At 69.8% G+C, this 15,406-nt stretch carries 14 protein-coding genes and 1 tRNA gene; 9 read left to right on the top strand and 6 right to left on the bottom strand.

The window, feature by feature from the left end:
• Nucleotides 1-97: 97 nt before the first annotated feature.
• The 5 genes from ON19_RS01380 to ON19_RS01400 all read right to left on the bottom strand — a co-directional run bounded on the left by ON19_RS01380 (nt 98) and on the right by ON19_RS01400 (nt 3,936).
• On the bottom strand, nt 98-823 hold the full coding sequence (locus tag ON19_RS01380) for a maleylpyruvate isomerase family mycothiol-dependent enzyme (protein WP_043685197.1): 726 nt from the start codon (nt 821-823) through the stop codon (nt 98-100).
• A 157-nt stretch (nt 824-980) separates the two neighbouring features.
• A complete protein-coding gene (locus ON19_RS01385; RefSeq protein WP_083899086.1) occupies nt 981-1,373 on the bottom strand; it encodes a RidA family protein in 393 nt (130 codons plus the stop codon).
• 88 nt (nt 1,374-1,461) lie between these two features.
• A complete protein-coding gene (locus ON19_RS01390) occupies nt 1,462-2,160 on the bottom strand; it encodes a DUF998 domain-containing protein (RefSeq protein WP_227954553.1) in 699 nt (232 codons plus the stop codon).
• A gap of 217 nt (nt 2,161-2,377) precedes the next feature.
• The gene (locus ON19_RS01395; protein WP_043685207.1) at nt 2,378-2,806 is read right to left on the bottom strand and encodes a very short patch repair endonuclease; all 429 of its coding nucleotides are present in this window, start codon (nt 2,804-2,806) and stop codon (nt 2,378-2,380) included.
• On the bottom strand, nt 2,803-3,936 hold the full coding sequence (locus ON19_RS01400; protein ID WP_169334150.1) for a DNA cytosine methyltransferase: 1,134 nt from the start codon (nt 3,934-3,936) through the stop codon (nt 2,803-2,805). Before ON19_RS01400 ends, ON19_RS01395 begins: the two co-directional genes overlap by 4 nt.
• A gap of 337 nt (nt 3,937-4,273) precedes the next feature.
• Between ON19_RS01400 and ON19_RS01405 the strand changes: the two genes are divergently transcribed.
• The 5 genes from ON19_RS01405 (at nt 4,274) to ON19_RS01425 (ending at nt 12,470) form a co-directional block, all read left to right on the top strand.
• The gene (locus ON19_RS01405) at nt 4,274-5,524 is read left to right on the top strand and encodes a KasA/KasB family beta-ketoacyl-ACP synthase (protein ID WP_043685213.1); all 1,251 of its coding nucleotides are present in this window, start codon (nt 4,274-4,276) and stop codon (nt 5,522-5,524) included.
• Between the two features lie 108 nt (nt 5,525-5,632).
• On the top strand, nt 5,633-7,561 hold the full coding sequence (gene fadD32 / locus ON19_RS01410; RefSeq protein ID WP_174377655.1) for a long-chain-fatty-acid--AMP ligase FadD32: 1,929 nt from the start codon (nt 5,633-5,635) through the stop codon (nt 7,559-7,561).
• A 484-nt stretch (nt 7,562-8,045) separates the two neighbouring features.
• On the top strand, nt 8,046-9,857 hold the full coding sequence (locus ON19_RS01415; protein ID WP_227954554.1) for an ABC transporter ATP-binding protein: 1,812 nt from the start codon (nt 8,046-8,048) through the stop codon (nt 9,855-9,857).
• A 2-nt stretch (nt 9,858-9,859) separates the two neighbouring features.
• Nucleotides 9,860-11,806 (top strand): ABC transporter ATP-binding protein, encoded by a 1,947-nt coding sequence (locus tag ON19_RS01420; protein WP_043685216.1) that lies wholly within the window; start codon nt 9,860-9,862, stop codon nt 11,804-11,806.
• A gap of 49 nt (nt 11,807-11,855) precedes the next feature.
• The gene (locus ON19_RS01425; protein WP_083899087.1) at nt 11,856-12,470 is read left to right on the top strand and encodes a putative glycolipid-binding domain-containing protein; all 615 of its coding nucleotides are present in this window, start codon (nt 11,856-11,858) and stop codon (nt 12,468-12,470) included.
• Nucleotides 12,471-12,678: 208 nt separating this feature from the next.
• Here the strand turns inward: ON19_RS01425 and ON19_RS01430 are convergent, their stop codons facing one another.
• Nucleotides 12,679-13,629 carry a prephenate dehydrogenase gene (locus tag ON19_RS01430; RefSeq protein ID WP_043685219.1) on the bottom strand — a complete coding sequence of 317 codons (951 nt, stop codon included), beginning with the start codon at nt 13,627-13,629 and terminating at the stop codon, nt 12,679-12,681.
• A gap of 58 nt (nt 13,630-13,687) precedes the next feature.
• Between ON19_RS01430 and ON19_RS01435 the strand changes: the two genes are divergently transcribed.
• From ON19_RS01435 to ON19_RS01450, 4 genes are all read left to right on the top strand, one after another.
• Entirely contained in the window at nt 13,688-14,227 is a 540-nt protein-coding gene (locus ON19_RS01435; RefSeq protein WP_043685222.1) for a tRNA adenosine deaminase-associated protein, read from the top strand.
• 43 nt (nt 14,228-14,270) lie between these two features.
• Nucleotides 14,271-14,705: a nucleoside deaminase gene (locus tag ON19_RS01440; protein WP_043685225.1), complete on the top strand. Its 435-nt coding sequence runs from the start codon at nt 14,271-14,273 to the stop codon at nt 14,703-14,705.
• A gap of 65 nt (nt 14,706-14,770) precedes the next feature.
• A tRNA-Ser gene (locus ON19_RS01445) sits at nt 14,771-14,861 on the top strand.
• 85 nt (nt 14,862-14,946) lie between these two features.
• The gene (locus tag ON19_RS01450) at nt 14,947-15,402 is read left to right on the top strand and encodes a deaminase (RefSeq protein WP_043685228.1); all 456 of its coding nucleotides are present in this window, start codon (nt 14,947-14,949) and stop codon (nt 15,400-15,402) included.
• Nucleotides 15,403-15,406 lie beyond the last annotated feature (4 nt).

Genomic DNA, 15,406 nt, shown 5'->3' on the forward strand with positions numbered 1-15,406 from the left:
CCGGTGCCGCTGTCGGAGAGCCGGGGTCTGACCTACGCGAGTGGCCACGACGGAGCGGCGTGCCGGCCGATGTCGCGGCGGCGTGCCACTCGCGGGGTTACTTCCAGGCCGGAAGGGGCGGCAGGTCGCCGGTGAGGTCGGAGCCGGTGCCGCGGCCGAGTAGCCAGGCGGCTAGGGAGGAGGCCGGGCCGGAGATGGTGTGGGCGGTGGGGTCGGTGCCGATGGTGGCGGTGAAGTCGGAGTCCGTGGCTCGGAGGGTGAACGGCTCGAGGGGGTTGTCTGCGGTGAGACGGGTGAGGTCGGCGGTGGCTTGGGGGAGGATGCGGGCGACGAAGGGGGTGGGCCAATCGGACGGGTGGTAGCCCGCATTCAGGTCGACGTGGTGGATTTCGACCTCCTGCAAGCGCATCCACAGGACTTCGGTCGCAGGAATCGGGCGGCCCTGGCGGGTGCGGACCTGTGCTCGCCAAGCGTCGTCGGTGAGTGAGCGGGCGAGGGCGAGGAAACGGGTAGTGGCCGCCTCGTTGTCGGCGAGGTGTTCGGGGAATGGGCGGGGCGCGCCGGCTTCGATGTCGTGGTCGCGCAGGAAAGAGCTGGCGTATTGCGGGATTTCGACGCCGGTGTGGGCCCACAGCAGCAGGTTGACCAGGCTGTCGGCGTTGCGGGCGAGGTGGGCCAGGACGTGGCCGCGGGTCCAGCCGGGCAGTGCGGAGGGTTCGGTGACGGCGCGTTCATCGAGGCCGCGGATGGTGTCGAGCAGGCGGGTGGTCGCCTCGGCGACAGTGTCGAGCTGCACGGGGGTCTGCGAGGCGGCGGTGGTCACGGCTTCGACCCTAGCGAGGCAGAACCCGGCTCGCCGCGAACGACGGGCCGGGTGATCAGAAGGTCGCCGGAACAGCCCTGAAGGCCTGCCGCGATGGCCGCGACTCGAATGTCCCGCCCGGGCAGCCCGAAAGGCTTGCGCCGGTCCGTTATCCGCCCTATCCGCCGACGATCGCGTCGGCTTCGATCTCGACCAGCAGGGCCGGGTTGATCAGGGCTTTGATCTCGTACATGGCCGTCGCGGGACGGATTTCGCCGAACACCTCGGCGTGCGCCTCGGCGACCTCGGGCCAGCGCGCGATATCGGTGACGAAGATGCGGGTGCGCACCACGTCGGACAGGCTCGCGCCCGCCTCCTCCAGCGCGGAGCCGATGCGCCGCAGGGTTTCCCTGGTCTGCTCGCCGATGTCGTCGCCGCCGACGGCCGTCCCGCCGGGCGCCGAGGCGGTCGTTCCGCTGACCGCGATGACATTGCCGAGCCGGACCGCCCGCGAGTAGCCGACGATGTCTTCGAACTCCGAACCCGAGGAGATGTTCACGCGATCACTCATGCGCGAAAGCATCGCACGGGCGCCGGCGCGGCCAGGTGGCGGACAGCCGGGTGCCGCCCCGATGGCACTGCCGTTTTCGCCTGGCCGACTAGCTCGGTTCGCCCCGCTCGTGCCCCTCCACGACCACCGCCGCGGCCAGCGCGATCAACCACAGCGACATCGCCCCCACCTGAATCCGCTGGGCGATCCCGAGGGCGTAGTTCCCTGGCAGGTTCTCGGCCACCAGCATCCACACCGTCGCCAGCGCGCCGATCAGCAAAACGACGAGACCGAATTCGCGGAGCACCCGCCGGCGCCCATAGCGGAACGCGGCAACGCTGAAGGCGGAGGCGGCGACCGCGATCGAGGTGACCGCCAGCGTGCTCGTCAGGGCGTGCGGCTGATGCAGCTGCGGGAACAGTTCGCGCGGGCCGCCGCACCCGCTCTCGCCCGGAGTGCAGTCGCGCAGCGGTAGCAGGACGTCGGCGATGGTCGCCGCGCCGAAGCAGAACAGCGCGATCCAGCCGATCGTGGTCAACCTGCGGCGCGGCGACAACACAAGTCCGGCGATCGCGGCGGGCATGAGCAGTGCCCCGACGATCAGGTCCGCGGTCGCGAACACCTCCCGGTACGGCTTGCCCTGCGCGTCCAGTTCGCTGAGGAATGTGTCGACCGGGTCGACGTCGATCGGCAGCACGAATTGGAGCACCCAGGACGAGTAGCAGAGCCCGGCGATCGCGATGGCCGCGGCGACCAGCACCGTTGCCGGTCGCACGCGCCGAACGGCGATCTCCGGGCCACCCGTCACGTCCTCATTGTGCTGGTTGCTAGAGCGTGCCGGGCAGCGGCAGGCCGCACACATCATTACCATCCGGGACACAGGGTCTTGTCAGCTTCGCCCGGCACGCTGGACGACAGCTGCAACTCGAGGAGGTCCCATGCTCGGTTTCGCGACTGCCGCTGCCGGAATCGCGGTCATCACGGTGATGGTGGTGTCCGGCTACCTGGCCGCTCACGCCCCCCGTTCACTCGTGCGGGTTCGACACCGCTGACAGCGTCGCTTGGACGCGGTCGGCCGCGCTGACGGGATCCTCGTGCTCCCAGATGCGGACCACGTGCCATCCCGCCGCGATCAGCGCCGCGTCGGTGGCTCGATCCCTCGCGACGTTGCCGGCCAGCTTGGCGGCCCACCATTCGGCGTTGTTCTTCGGATCGGTGGCGTGCTGCGGGCAACGGTGCCAGAAACAGCCGTCCACGTAGACCGCGACCCGCCGCCGCGGAAACACCAGGTCGGCGCGTCGGCGCTGCCCGCGGATCGGTGCGCGGTCGACGAAATACCGCAGCCCGCGCCGATGCAGTTCCCGGCGCAGAGCGAGCTCGGGATCGGTTCCGCTGCGCCGTTGGCGCGCCATCCGCGCACTGGTGACCGCATCGGTGAGGGGCCGCCGGTTCATGCCGCCCAACCGCCCATCCGGTCCAGATGGCATTCCACGTCGGCGAGGAAGCCGGGCGGGAAACGCAGACTGCCCATGGTGGTGCGGCGCAGGAAGCCGGCTGTCGCGCGGGCGGAGAGCAACTGCGCCTCGGTGAGGAAGTGGGTCAAGTCCTCGTACGGCTCGTGCACCGGCCAGGTGGAGACCGGCACCCGATAGGCCACACCGCCGTGCCCCCACGCGGCGACCGGCCACGGCGTACCCGGCGCCAGCGGTTGATCGCCGGAGATCGGATCGAGCGGGGCGGCCAGTCGCGAGCCGACCCAGGCCGCCATCCGCACGCTCACCGCGTTGCCCACCAGCTTCCAGCGGTGGCCCTTCCGCACGCCCGGCACCTCGGTCGCGGGCGCCGTCCAGCCCGCGTCGAAGCCCTGCAGGCGTTCGGCGTCGGCGATGCCGGGCGTGACGATCTCCCCGGAGGGCAGCCGCACCGCGGGTGGGCTGGCGATGCCGAGCGCGGAGCCGCCTTTCAGCGTCGGTACCGCGTTCACCGCCCAGCCGAGCCCGCGCACCCCCTCGGTCCAGTAGAAGCCGCACGGATCGATGTCGGGATCGCCGGTCGTGCGGGGACCGGCGTCCTCGCCGAACAGCACCGCGCGCGGGTCCTCGGTGCGAGAAGCCAGCATCAGTACCCGCTGCCTGCGCTGAGGCAGACCGAACGCGCGGGCGTCCACCACCCGGTAGGCCCAGGTGTAGCCGAGTTCGTCGAGCGCGCCGGTGATGTGCCGCATGGCCGCGCCGCGGCCCAGTTGCAGCATGAACGGCACGTTCTCGATCAGCAGCCAGCGTGGGCCGCGCTTGCGGCGCACCAGCCGGAACACCTCATCGACCAGACCCGAGCGGGTGCCGGTGATGCCCGCGGTGCGCCCGGCCTGGGATAGGTCCTGGCACGGGAATCCGGCCGCGACCAGCTCCGTCCCCGCCGGGATCGCGCGCAGCCGGGTGATGTCGGCGTGCAGGGGCACATCCGGGAAACGGGCGGCGAGCACGCCTTGGGCGCCGGGCTCGATCTCGCACAGCAGCTCGGTGTGCCAGCCGTGCCTGCCGAGGCCGAGCTCGAGCCCGCCGATCCCGGCGAACAGCCCGACCATCCGCGCGCCCGTCAACGACCTTCCCTTTCTCGCGTCCACACCGGACGCCGCCCGCGCGTCCCGTGCCCGGGGAGCAGGTTACTCGAGTCGTCGGGGTGATCCCCGAAGTACGCGACCATCGTCTTCGGCACCTGGTAGCGTCCGCGTGTCACGCAGTGCGATCGGTGCGAATTTCCAATAATGCACAGGGGTGGTCGCACACGGACGTGATGACCGGCCGTTCCGCCTGCGCTCCAGTGCCATCCGTGCGGGCCGCCCACGATCCTGGTGGCGCGCGTTCGCGCATTGCTTTTGCTCGACGAAGTTCCAGAGCGACGCTAGGGAAAGTGAGCGAAACATGCAGATGCCTTCCACGAAAAACGGACAGTTCCCCTCTGTGGTGGTGACCAGCCTCGCGGCGACCACGTCCATCGCGGGTGACGTGGATTCCACGTGGAAGGGCCTGCTCAACGGCGACAGCGGCATCGACGTCCTGGAGGACGATTTCATCGATGAATTCGAGCTGCCGGTCCGTATCGGCGGGCACCTCGAGGTCGCGCCCGCCACGTATCTGGACGTGGCGGAGGCCCGCAGGCTCTCCTACGTGGAGCAGCTGGCCCTCGTGCTCGGGCGTGAGGTCTGGCGCAACGCGGGCAGCCCCGAAGTGGACAAGCACCGTCTCGGGGTGGCCATCGGCACGGGGCTCGGCGGCGCGGAGGCGATGATCCACGCTCGGGACAAGCTGCGCAACGGGGGCTACCGCAAGGTGTCGCCCTACACCGTCCAGGCCGTGATGCCGAACGGCGCCGCGGCCTGCGTCGCGCTGGAGATCGGTGCGCGAGCCGGTGTGACGACGCCGGTGTCGGCGTGTTCCTCCGGTGCGGAGGCGATCGCGAACGCGTGGCGGACGATCGTCATGGGCGACGCCGACGTGGTGGTCACCGGCGGTGTGGAGGGTTCGATCCAGGCCCTCGCGATCGCGGCGTTCACCATGATGCGCGCCATGAGCACCCGCAACGACGCGCCGAAGAGCGCCTCGCGTCCGTTCGACGCCGACCGGGACGGATTCGTCTTCGGTGAGGCGGGCGCGCTGATGGTGCTGGAGACCGAGGAGCACGCCAAGGCGCGCGGCGCGAGCATCCACGCCCGCCTGATGGGCGCCGGCATCACCTCCGACGGCTTCCACCTGGTCGCGCCGGACCCCGAGGGCGTCGGGGCCGCGCGCGCGATGACGCGGGCGATGCGGACGGCCGGTCTGGCCAAGGACGATGTCACGCACGTCAACGCGCACGCGACCGCCACTCCGATCGGCGACACGGCGGAGGCGCGCGCGATCCGCCAGGCAGTGGGTGACCACGCGTCGGTCTACGCGCCCAAATCGGCCCTCGGTCATTCCATCGGCGCGGTCGGTGCGCTCGAATCGGTGCTCACGGTGCTCAGCGTGCGAGACGAAATCGTTCCACCCACGCTGAATTTGGACACGCTGGACCCCGAGATCGATCTCGACGTGGTGCGCGGTAGCGCCAGGCCCGGCCGTATCGATTACGCCCTGAACAACTCTTTCGGATTCGGCGGGCACAATGTGGCGCTCGCCTTCGGCCGGTACTGACCGGCAGGTGGCCGGGACACCTGCTAGCCTTCCCGACGCTTCGTTATCGACCTGTGTTCGGTGTCATTGCACGGCCTGAGTGTCTGTGCGCTGGAAAAGGATAAGGCGATGATCGACGAAACCTTCGACGACTATCTGGACGATCAGGGCAATATCGAAATCCGCGGGGACAAGACCCTGATCGACTTCGTCGACAAACACAGCGCGGAGAACGGCGACGGCCTCGCCTACCGCTTCATCGACTACTCCCGGGAACGGGACGGCGAATACCACGAACTCACCTGGCAGCAGTTCGGTGTGCGCCTGCGCGCGGTGGCGGCCCGGCTGCAACAGGTCACGGGGCGGGGCGACCGGGTGGCGATTCTCGCTCCGCAAGGGCTCGACTACGTCGTTTCCCTGTTCGCCGCGGTGTACGCGGGCAATATCGCGGTTCCGCTGTTCGATCCGGAGGAGCAGGGCCACACCGACCGCCTGCACGCGGTGCTGGGCGACTGCGCGCCCGCCGCGATCCTCACGGTGGGCTCCGCGGCGAGTGGCGTGCGGAAATTCTTCCGGCACCTGCCGCCGTCGCAGCGTCCGCGGATCATCGCGGTGGAGGCGATCCCGGACAGCGTCGGCGCCTCCTGGGTGCGCCCGGACGTCAACATCGACAGTGTCGCCTACCTGCAATACACCTCGGGATCCACGCGGACGCCCGCGGGCGTGGAGATCACCCATCGCGCGGTGGGCACGAATCTGCTGCAGATGATCGACGCCATCGGAGTCACCGAGCATTCGCGCGGGGTCACCTGGTTGCCGCTGTTCCACGACATGGGCCTGCTCTGCGTGATCCTGCCGACGGTCGGCGGCGGGTTCATCACGATCATGTCGCCGAGCGCCTTCGTACGCCGCCCCTATCGCTGGATCAAGGAACTGGCCGCGGCCTCCGACGGCGCCGGAACCTTCGCCGCCGCGCCGAACTTCGCGTTCGAGCACGCCGCGGCGCGCGGCAAGCCCAAGCCGGGGGAGGAATTGGATCTGTCCAATGTGATCGGGCTGATCAATGGCAGTGAGCCGGTCTCGGTGTCGTCGATGAAGAAGTTCAACGAGGCGTTCGCGCCGTACGGGTTGCCGGAGACGGCGATCAAGCCCTGCTACGGCATGGCCGAGGCCACGGTGTTCGTCTCCGCCACCCGGGCCGAGGACAAGGCGAAGGTCGTGTATGTCGACCGGACCGAGTTGAACGCCGGGCGGATGGTCGAGGTGGACCCGGACGCCGACAACGCCATCGCGCAGGTGTCCTGCGGATACGTCGCGCGGTCGCAGTGGGCGGTGATCGTCGACCCGGAGCACGGCACCGAGCGCGGAGACGGCGAAGTCGGTGAGATCTGGCTGCACGGCGAGAACATGGGCATCGGGTACTGGGGGCGGCCCGAGGAGACCGAGGCCACCTTCCGCGCCCAGCTGACCGCGCGCCTGCCCGAGGGCAGTCACGCGGAGGGCACACCGCAGGACGCCAACTGGATGCGCACCGGCGATTTCGGCGCGTATCTCGACGGCGAGCTGTACATCACCGGACGGGTCAAGGATCTGGTCATCGTCGACGGTCGCAACCACTATCCGCAGGATCTGGAGTTCTCCGCTCAGGAATCCAGCACGGCGCTGCGCCCCGGCTTCGTCGCGGCGTTCTCGGTGCCTGCCAACGAACTGCCCGCGCTGGTCTTCGAGCGGAGCAGCCACTCCGGCCTGACGTTCGACGCCGAGGACACCTCCGAGCAGTTGGTGATCGTCGCCGAGCGCAATACCGGCGCGGGCAAGCTCGAGTCGGAGTCGATCGCCGACACGGTGCGGGCCGCGATCGCGCGGCGCCACGGTGTCATGGTCCGTGACGTGCTGCTGGTGCCCGCGGGTTCGATTCCGCGCACGTCCAGCGGCAAGATCGCCCGCCGCGCGTGCCGGGCGGCCTACTCGGAGGGCACGCTGCGCGGGGGCCACCAGCAGCAGGCGTTCCCGGACGAGGCGCAGGACTGGGATTCCGAAACGGTGGTGGCGGGCTAGCGCAGCGCGCCCACGATCTGGGCGTCGAGGTCGCTCGAGGTGCCCGTGCCGCGGAAGCGTTCCACCGCGGCACGGGTCGTCCCGCGCGCTCGTAGACGTTCGCCCGACCGGGTTCGAGCAGGTCGGCGCCGAGCGTGAAGTCCAGGCAGTCTTCGGTGGCGCGGGCGAGCGCCACCGCCTCCCGGCAATGGTCGAGGTAGCGGTCGCGATCGGTGACGCGCAAATATCCGGCGCCGATCAGCATGTGACGGAGTCCAGATCCGGCGGGCTTGACCTCGAGGTCGCTCGAGGTTGTTCTCTGGGTGCGTGAGTGCCGAAACCCTTTGTCGCGCCGCGCGCGCTGTCCAGCACGGATGCGTCACAGCGGCCGAAAAATCGGTTGGCCGACGCACGCCGCGGTGCGACCCTGGAATGTCGGACCCCGATGCGAACATCACCGGAGGTCTTGCTCTCCGCCGCCAGTCACATACCTCGAGGGGGAGTTTTGTCTGTCGCACTGGACGTTTCGTCGGCCGAACCGGAGGCCGACAGAACGGAGCGGCCCGCCGCCACAGGCCGCCTGCATTCCTTGCGCCGATTCTGGCCGTATCTGCGTCCGCATGTCGGCATCCTGCTCGCCGCCAGCGGCCTCGCGCTGCTCGCCGGGCTGACCGCCGTCGTGATCCCGCTGATGATCGCGCGGATCATCGACGGCCCGGTCGCCCACCGCGATTTCGCGGGCGTGCTCGGGCCGGTGGTCGTGGTCGTGGCGCTCGGCCTGCTGGAAGCCGGTGGGGTGTGGGGCCGCCGCTGGCTGATCGCCGCGCCCGCCACTCGCTTCGAGATTTCGCTGCGCGCCAAAGTTTTTCGCAAGCTCCAAGCGCTGTCGATCGGCAGGCACGACGCGTGGGAATCGGGTCAGCTGCTGTCGCGTGCGATCGACGACCTGGCCACCATGCGCCGGTTCGTCTCCTTCGCGGGACCGTTCCTGCTCATCCACACCGTGATCATCCCGGTCGGCCTGCTCGTGCTGATCGGGCTGAACCCGCCGATCGGCCTGATCTTCGGCGTGATCTCGATCCCGCTGACGATCATCTGCGTTCGCTTCGAGCGCCGGTATTCGGTGGCCTCGCGGCGTTCCCAGGACCAGTCCGGCGACCTGGCCACCACGGCCGAGGAGTCCGCGCAGGGCGTGCGGGTGCTCAAGGCGTTCGGGCGGGGCGTGTTCTTCGGCCGCCGTTTCACCACCCAGGCGCACGAGCTGCGGCAGACCGAGTTGTTGAAAGCACGCCTGGACGCCACCTTGTGGTCGAGCATGGTGAGCCTGCCGCGGCTGGCCATCGCGTTCGCGCTCGGCTACGGCGGTTACGCGGTGGCGCACGGCACGATGACGCTCGGCACCTTGATCGCGAGCATCACGCTGGCGACCTTCCTGCAGTGGCCGATCATCTGGACCGGCTTCCTGCTCGCCGAACTGAACGACGCGCGCACCGCGGCCGATCGGTACTGGGAGATCATCGACACCCCGGTCGACATCACCGACCCGGCCCGCCCGGTGGATCTTCCGGAGCAGGTTCGCGGCGAATTGCGGTTGGAGGGCGTGCGTTTCGCCTTCCCCGACGCCGAAGGCGAGGTACTGCGGGATGTGTCGCTGCGCGTGCGGCCCGGCGAGACGGTGGCGCTGGTCGGGGCGACGGGCAGCGGCAAGACGGCACTGCTGAATCTGATCCCGCGCCTGTACGACGTGACGGGTGGCGCGATCACCATCGACGGCATCGACATCGCGGCGATGCGGGTCGCCGACCTGCGCTCGCTGGTGTCGGCGGCGTTCGAGGACCCGGTGTTGTTCTCCGCCAGCGTGCGGGAGAACGTCGCGCTCGGCGATCCGGCCGCCACGGACGCCGACGTGCGCCGCGCGCTGGAGGTCGCGCAGGCCACCGAATTCGTGGACGACCTGCCCTGGGGGCTGGACACCAGGATCGGCGAGCAGGGCCTGAGCCTGTCGGGCGGTCAGCGGCAGCGCCTCGCGCTGGCCCGCGCGGTGCTCACCGGCGCGGGCGGGGGCAAGCACAGCCGGATCATGGTGCTCGACGACCCGCTGTCCGCGCTGGACGTGGAGACCGAGGAGCGGGTGCAGGCCCGCCTGCGCACCGTGCTGGCCGACGCGACCACGCTGCTCGTCGCGCATCGTCCGTCCACGGCGGCGCTGGCCGACCGGGTGGCGGTGCTCGCCGAGGGCCGGATCGTCGCCGAGGGAACCCACGATCACTTGCTGCGTACCAGCAGAAGCTACCGCGAACTGATGGGAGGTGAGTAGCGATGAGTACGACCACGGTCTCGAAAGATGATGCGCCGGAAGATGTTTCGACACGCGAGGAAGCGGCGGCCGACTGGCGCGGCATCGCGGGTGAGGACAAGGAGGTCACCGAGACCGGAAACCTGGTGCTGGCCGGCCGCTCCCGGCGGCTGCTGCTCGACCTGGTGAAGCCCTACCGCAAGCTCGCCGTCCTCGCGCTGGTGCTCATCGTGCTGGACAACATCGCGATGGTGTCGGCGCCGCTGTTCATCGCGCACGCACTCGACACCGGCATCGCGCGCGGTGTCGAGGGAAACTGGGCGCCGCTGGCCTGGACCGTGGCCGGTTACCTCGGCTCGGTCCTGCTCGGCGTGGTCTGCACGTTCTCCTTCCTGCGGGTGTCCGGCAGGCTCAGCCAGAGCGTGCTGTTCGACCTGCGTGTGCGCGCGTTCACGCATGTGCAGCGGCTCAGCGTCGCCTTCCACGAGAAGTACACCTCCGGCAAGGTGGTGGCCCGGCTCACCGGCGACATCGAGACCCTGCAGGAACTGCTGGAAAGCGCGCTCAACCAGGCGCTGAGCGCGATCCTGTCGGTGCTCACCATCGCGGCGCTGCTGATCTACCTGGACCAGACCCTCGCCGCGATCGTGCTGGCCGGATTCGTCCCGCTGGTGGTGGTCACCCGCTGGGCGCAGCGCAGGCAGCGGGCGGGCTACCGCCGCACTCGCGCCGCGATCGCCAAGGTGGTGGTGCAGTTCGTCGAGTCGATGGGCGGCATGCGGGCGGTGCAGGCGTTCCGCCGTGAGCAGCGCAACGAGTCGGTGCTCGCGGTCGAGGACGCCGAATATCGGCACGCGACCACCGCGGCCATGCGCGGCATGGGTGACTACGCGGGACTGACCAAACTGCTCGGCAACCTGACCACGGTGATCATCATCGTGGTCGGCGCCTGGCGGGTGATCGAGGGCGATCTCGCGGTCGGCGTGCTCGCGGCCTACCTGCTGTACCTCAACGAGTTCTACGGGCCGCTGGACGAGCTGGCGCAGGTGTTCAACGCCTACCAGTCCGCGGCGGCGGCGCTGGAGAAGATCTCGGGCGTGCTCGAGGAGGAGCCGTCGGTGCCCGAGCCCGCCCACCCGGTGGCGCTGGAGAAGGCCTCCGGCGCGGTGCGGATGGCGAAGGTGTGGTTCGGCTACGGGGCTGGTTCGCCGGCCGACGCTCCGGCAGGCGCGTCCTCCGGAGACTTCGCCGGCTCCCCCTCCGGCCGTTCCGATCGCCGGGCACGGCCGGTGCTGCCGGAATTCACCCTGGACATCCCGGCCGGGCAGGTGATCGCGCTGGTGGGTGCGACCGGCGCGGGCAAGTCGACGCTGGCGAAGCTGCTGACGCGGTTCTACGACCCCTCCGGCGGCGTGGTCACCCTGGACGGCGTCGACCTGCGCGACCTGTCCGACGCCGACCTGCGTCGCAACGTGGTCATGGTCACCCAGGAGTCCTACCTGTTCTCCGGTTCGGTGGCCGACAACATCCGGCTCGGCAGGCCGGAGGCCACCGACGCCGAGGTGTTCGCCGCGGCGCGCGCCGTCGGTCTGTACGACTTCGTGCAAGCGCTGCCCGAGGGCTTCGCCACCGATGTGCGCAAGCGCGGCGGCAGGCTCTCGGCGGGCCAGCGGCAGCTGGTCGCGTTCGCGCGGGTGTTCCTCGCCGATCCCGCCGTGATCGTGCTGGACGAGGCCACCTCGAGCCTGGACATCCCCAGCGAGCGGCTCGTGCAGCATGCCCTGGAGACCGTGCTGCGCGGCCGCACGGCGGTGATCATCGCGCACCGCTTGTCCACGGTGGCGATCGCGGACCGGGTGCTGGTGCTGGAGTCCGGCCGGATCGTCGAGGACGGCAGTCCCGAAGCCCTGATCGCGGAGACCGGCCGGTTCGCCGACCTGCACGCGGCATGGCGAGAGTCGCTCGTGTGATGAGCGGCGGTTGTGCGGGCGGGGGCTGGGTGTCGCTTACGGTAGATACGTGACAACCCCAGCCCCCGACCCCGAGAGCCCCGCCGCGAGCACGCAGGAATCCCGGTGGCCGGCGATCCTCACCTGGCGCGCCCACGACGCGACCCGGATGGAGTCGGTGCGGGTGCAGCTCAACGGCAACCGCATCCGCGCCGCCGGGCGCATGATCGGCGGCGCGAGCGGGGAGCACCCGGCGTTCAGCGCGTCCTACGACCTGGTCACCGACGAGAACGGCGTGACGAAGCGGCTGTCGCTGCGGACCACGACGGCCGCCGGTGAGCGGCACGCCTCGATCGCCCGCGACGAGGAGAACTACTGGCTCGTCGACGCGGGCGGCAACCACGTGCGCTCCACCTTCGCCGGCGCCCTCGACGTGGATGTGGTGCTCAGCCCGTTCTTCAACACCCTGCCCATCCGCCGCTACGACCTGCAGCACGCGGTCGAGGACGTGCAGGTGCCGGTGGTCTACGTGCGCCTGCCCGATCTGCTGGTCCAGGAGGCCACGCTGATCTACAGCAGCGCCGCCGACGGCATCAGCGTGCTCTCGCCGGTCTCCAGCGCCACGGTCACGGTGGACGCCGACGGCTTCCTGCTGGACTACCCGGGCCTGGCCGAACGGATCTGACACGGCGCCACTCGCAACGGCGTCATACGAGGCGTGACGCTGTTGCGCCGAGCTGTCGCGCGGAGGGCCGGATCGTCGCGTCCACGCCGGGGGTGGTTTTCGGGTCTCAGTGGGGACCCGTGTGGCGCGCACTGCCGGACCGGCTGGGGCCACGGCTGCCATTGAAGGCGGACCTGCGATGACGTCGAGTTCGGCGGGCGCCGCGAGTTCAGCTCAGCCGGGTGATGACGCCGCCGCGCGCACCCGCGGCGCGCAAGTTTTCCAGCCAATCGCGGTCGCCCGGGCGGACATCCGTGATCTCCCAGCGCCGCGCGGATTCGTAGCGTCGGCGCGCATCGTGCCCGGCCTCGGCCAGATCCGCGAGGGACCGCTCGGCGTGCAGACTGTCGCGAGCCGAGCCGAGGACGGTGAGCGTTTCGTCGAGGACTTCCAGTAGCGCGGCGGAATTCGGTTCGCAGATCGCGCGAACCAGATCGGGGGCTGTGCCCGCCACCCGGGTGCCGTCCCGGAACGACCCCGCCGCCAGTCCCAGCGCGAGGTCACCCCCTGCGGCGCCCGCCAGGGCCAGTGCCTCGGCCAGCACGTGCGGGAGATGGGAGATGCGCGCGACGGCACGATCGTGCTCCTCGGCCACCACCGGTACCACCACCGAGCCGCAGTCCAGCGCGAGCCGCACCACGCGGGTCCACGGGTCGACCCGAGTGCCCTCGTCCACGCCCACCGCCCACACCGCGCCGCGGAACAACTCCGGATCGGTCGGTGCCCAGCCGGATTCGGACGTACCCGTCATCGGATGACCGCCGACGTACCGGTCGGCGAGACCGTGCCCACGCACGGCCGCCGCGACCGGCGCCTTCACGCTCACCACATCGGTGAGCGCGCACTCCGGTGCGTAGGTCGCGATCGCGGAGAGCATATGGTCCACCGCGGGCATCGGCACCGCCACGACGATCAGCGCGCCGGTTCGCGCGGCGCGGCGCAGCCCGGCGGGCAGGTCTTCGGTGACGTCGAATCCGTCGGTGCGAGCGGCCTGCGCCCCGGCCGCGGACCGGTTGTATCCCCAGCCGTCGTAGCCCGCGGCAACGGCCGCGCGCAATAGCGACCCGCCGATCAACCCGGTCCCAAGGACGCATACGGGCGCTTTCTCCGTCGAAGTCACCGGAACAGATTGGCATACGACTTCAACATTTCAGCTCGAGCAGACTACCGTTGCGGCCATGGCAGCACAGCGCTCGGGCACGAACAGGGCGGCGTCGGACGATTACGACGACGTGGAAGGGTTCGCAGTGGCGGTTGTCCGCGAAGAAGGCAAATGGCGGTGCAGTCCGCTGAGCCGGGACGCGCTCACCGATTTGTCCGCCGCGGAAACCGAACTGAAGGCTTTGCGCAGTTCCGGGGCGGTGTTCGGATTGCTCGACATCGACGACGAGTTCTTCATCGTGCTACGGCCCGCGCCGAGCGGGACCCGGATGCTGGTGTCGGACGCCACGGCCGCGATTGATTACGACATCGCCGCCGATGTCCTGGAAGCCCTGAACGTGGAAATCCCCGATATCGATCCGGACGAATTGGACGACGTCGAGCCGTGGGAGGAGGGCGACCTCGGTGTACTCGCCGACCTCGGGTTGCCCGAACCGGTGCTGAGCGTCATCCTCGCCGAGACCGATCTCTATCCGGACGAGCAGCTCGGCATGATCGCCCAGCGTCTCGGCTTCGCCAACGAACTCTCCGCGGTGCTGGACAAGCTGCCGCGCTGACGTGGCTGCCCTACCGAACGTCCCGATCCGCTCGGACGCCGACATGGTGCGGGCTGCCCTCGACGCCGCGGCAGCCGCCGGGGATCGTGACGTGCCGGTCGGCGCGGTCGTATTCGACTCCGCAGGCAGGGAACTCGCCCGCGCCGCGAACGCGCGCGAAGCGCTCGGCGATCCCACCGCGCATGCGGAGATCCTGGCGTTGCGCGGTGCCGCCGCGGTGCACGGCGACGGGTGGCGGCTGGAGGGCGCGACCTTGGCCGTCACGCTGGAGCCGTGCACGATGTGCGCGGGCGCGCTGGTGCTCGCGCGGGTCGGCCGCCTGGTCTTCGGTGCGTGGGAGCCGAAGACCGGCGCCGTCGGGTCACTGTGGGACGTGGTCCGTGACCGTCGTCTCAACCACCGGCCCCAGGTCCGCGGCGGAGTGCTCGAGGACGAATGCGCGGCCATGCTCGACGAGTTCTTCCGCACCCAGCGCTGAAGTCGCGTTTCCGCGGGTCTCTTGGCGATTTAGTGATCCGGCGAGGGTCCGGTATGGTTGTCGGCGGTGGCGTGTCCGAGCGGCCTAAGGAGCACGCCTCGAAAGCGTGTGAGGGGTAACCCCCCTCCGAGGGTTCAAATCCCTCCGCCACCGCCACAGCCCCTTACCTGTCAGCGCAGGTGAGGGGCTTTTCTCTTCTCGTGCAGGGCGAGTTCGCCGCCAGTGGAAGGAGGTCGACCCGATGACCGGTCCCGACCATCACTATTGGATGAACCGGGCCATCGAGCTCGCGCGGTTGTGCCCGGTGGCCGAGGGCGCGTTCTCGGTGGGCGCGGTGATCGTCGCCGACGGTGCGGAGATCGCGACGGGATATTCCCGCGAGTCCGATCCCAAGGAGCATGCCGAGGAGGCCGCGCTCGGCAAGCTCGAACCGTCGGATCCGCGGCTGGCACAGGCAACGCTCTACAGCACGTTGGAGCCCTGTTCGGAGCGTGGGACGAAGGATCGGGTGCCGTGCACCGATCGGATCCTGCGGGCCGGTATCCCGGTCGTGGTGATCGCGTGGCGGGAGCCGTCGACCTTCGTGGTGAACTGCGTCGGAGTGGAGAAACTCCGGCAGGCGGGGGTCACGGTGGTGGAGCTTCCCGAATTGGCCGAGGCGGCGATGTCGATGAATCGGCATCTCGATCTGTCCTAGCCGC

Source organism: Nocardia abscessus NBRC 100374 (assembly GCF_000308455.1).
GTDB lineage: Bacteria > Actinomycetota > Actinomycetes > Mycobacteriales > Mycobacteriaceae > Nocardia > Nocardia abscessus.

What these genes read in the sequence shown, in the direction of transcription:
- ON19_RS01385 (WP_083899086.1), bottom strand. Translation starts at nt 1,373, where the DNA reads ATGAGTGATCGCGTGAACATCTCCTCGGGTTCGGAGTTCGAAGACATC.
- ON19_RS01395 (WP_043685207.1), bottom strand. Translation starts at nt 2,806, where the DNA reads ATGAACCGGCGGCCCCTCACCGATGCGGTCACCAGTGCGCGGATGGCG.
- ON19_RS01400 (WP_169334150.1), bottom strand. Translation starts at nt 3,936, where the DNA reads ATGGTCGGGCTGTTCGCCGGGATCGGCGGGCTCGAGCTCGGCCTCGGC.
- ON19_RS01405 (WP_043685213.1), top strand. Translation starts at nt 4,274, where the DNA reads ATGCAGATGCCTTCCACGAAAAACGGACAGTTCCCCTCTGTGGTGGTG.
- fadD32 (WP_174377655.1), top strand. Translation starts at nt 5,633, where the DNA reads ATGATCGACGAAACCTTCGACGACTATCTGGACGATCAGGGCAATATC.
- ON19_RS01420 (WP_043685216.1), top strand. Translation starts at nt 9,860, where the DNA reads ATGAGTACGACCACGGTCTCGAAAGATGATGCGCCGGAAGATGTTTCG.
- ON19_RS01435 (WP_043685222.1), top strand. Translation starts at nt 13,688, where the DNA reads ATGGCAGCACAGCGCTCGGGCACGAACAGGGCGGCGTCGGACGATTAC.
- ON19_RS01440 (WP_043685225.1), top strand. Translation starts at nt 14,271, where the DNA reads ATGGTGCGGGCTGCCCTCGACGCCGCGGCAGCCGCCGGGGATCGTGAC.
- ON19_RS01450 (WP_043685228.1), top strand. Translation starts at nt 14,947, where the DNA reads ATGACCGGTCCCGACCATCACTATTGGATGAACCGGGCCATCGAGCTC.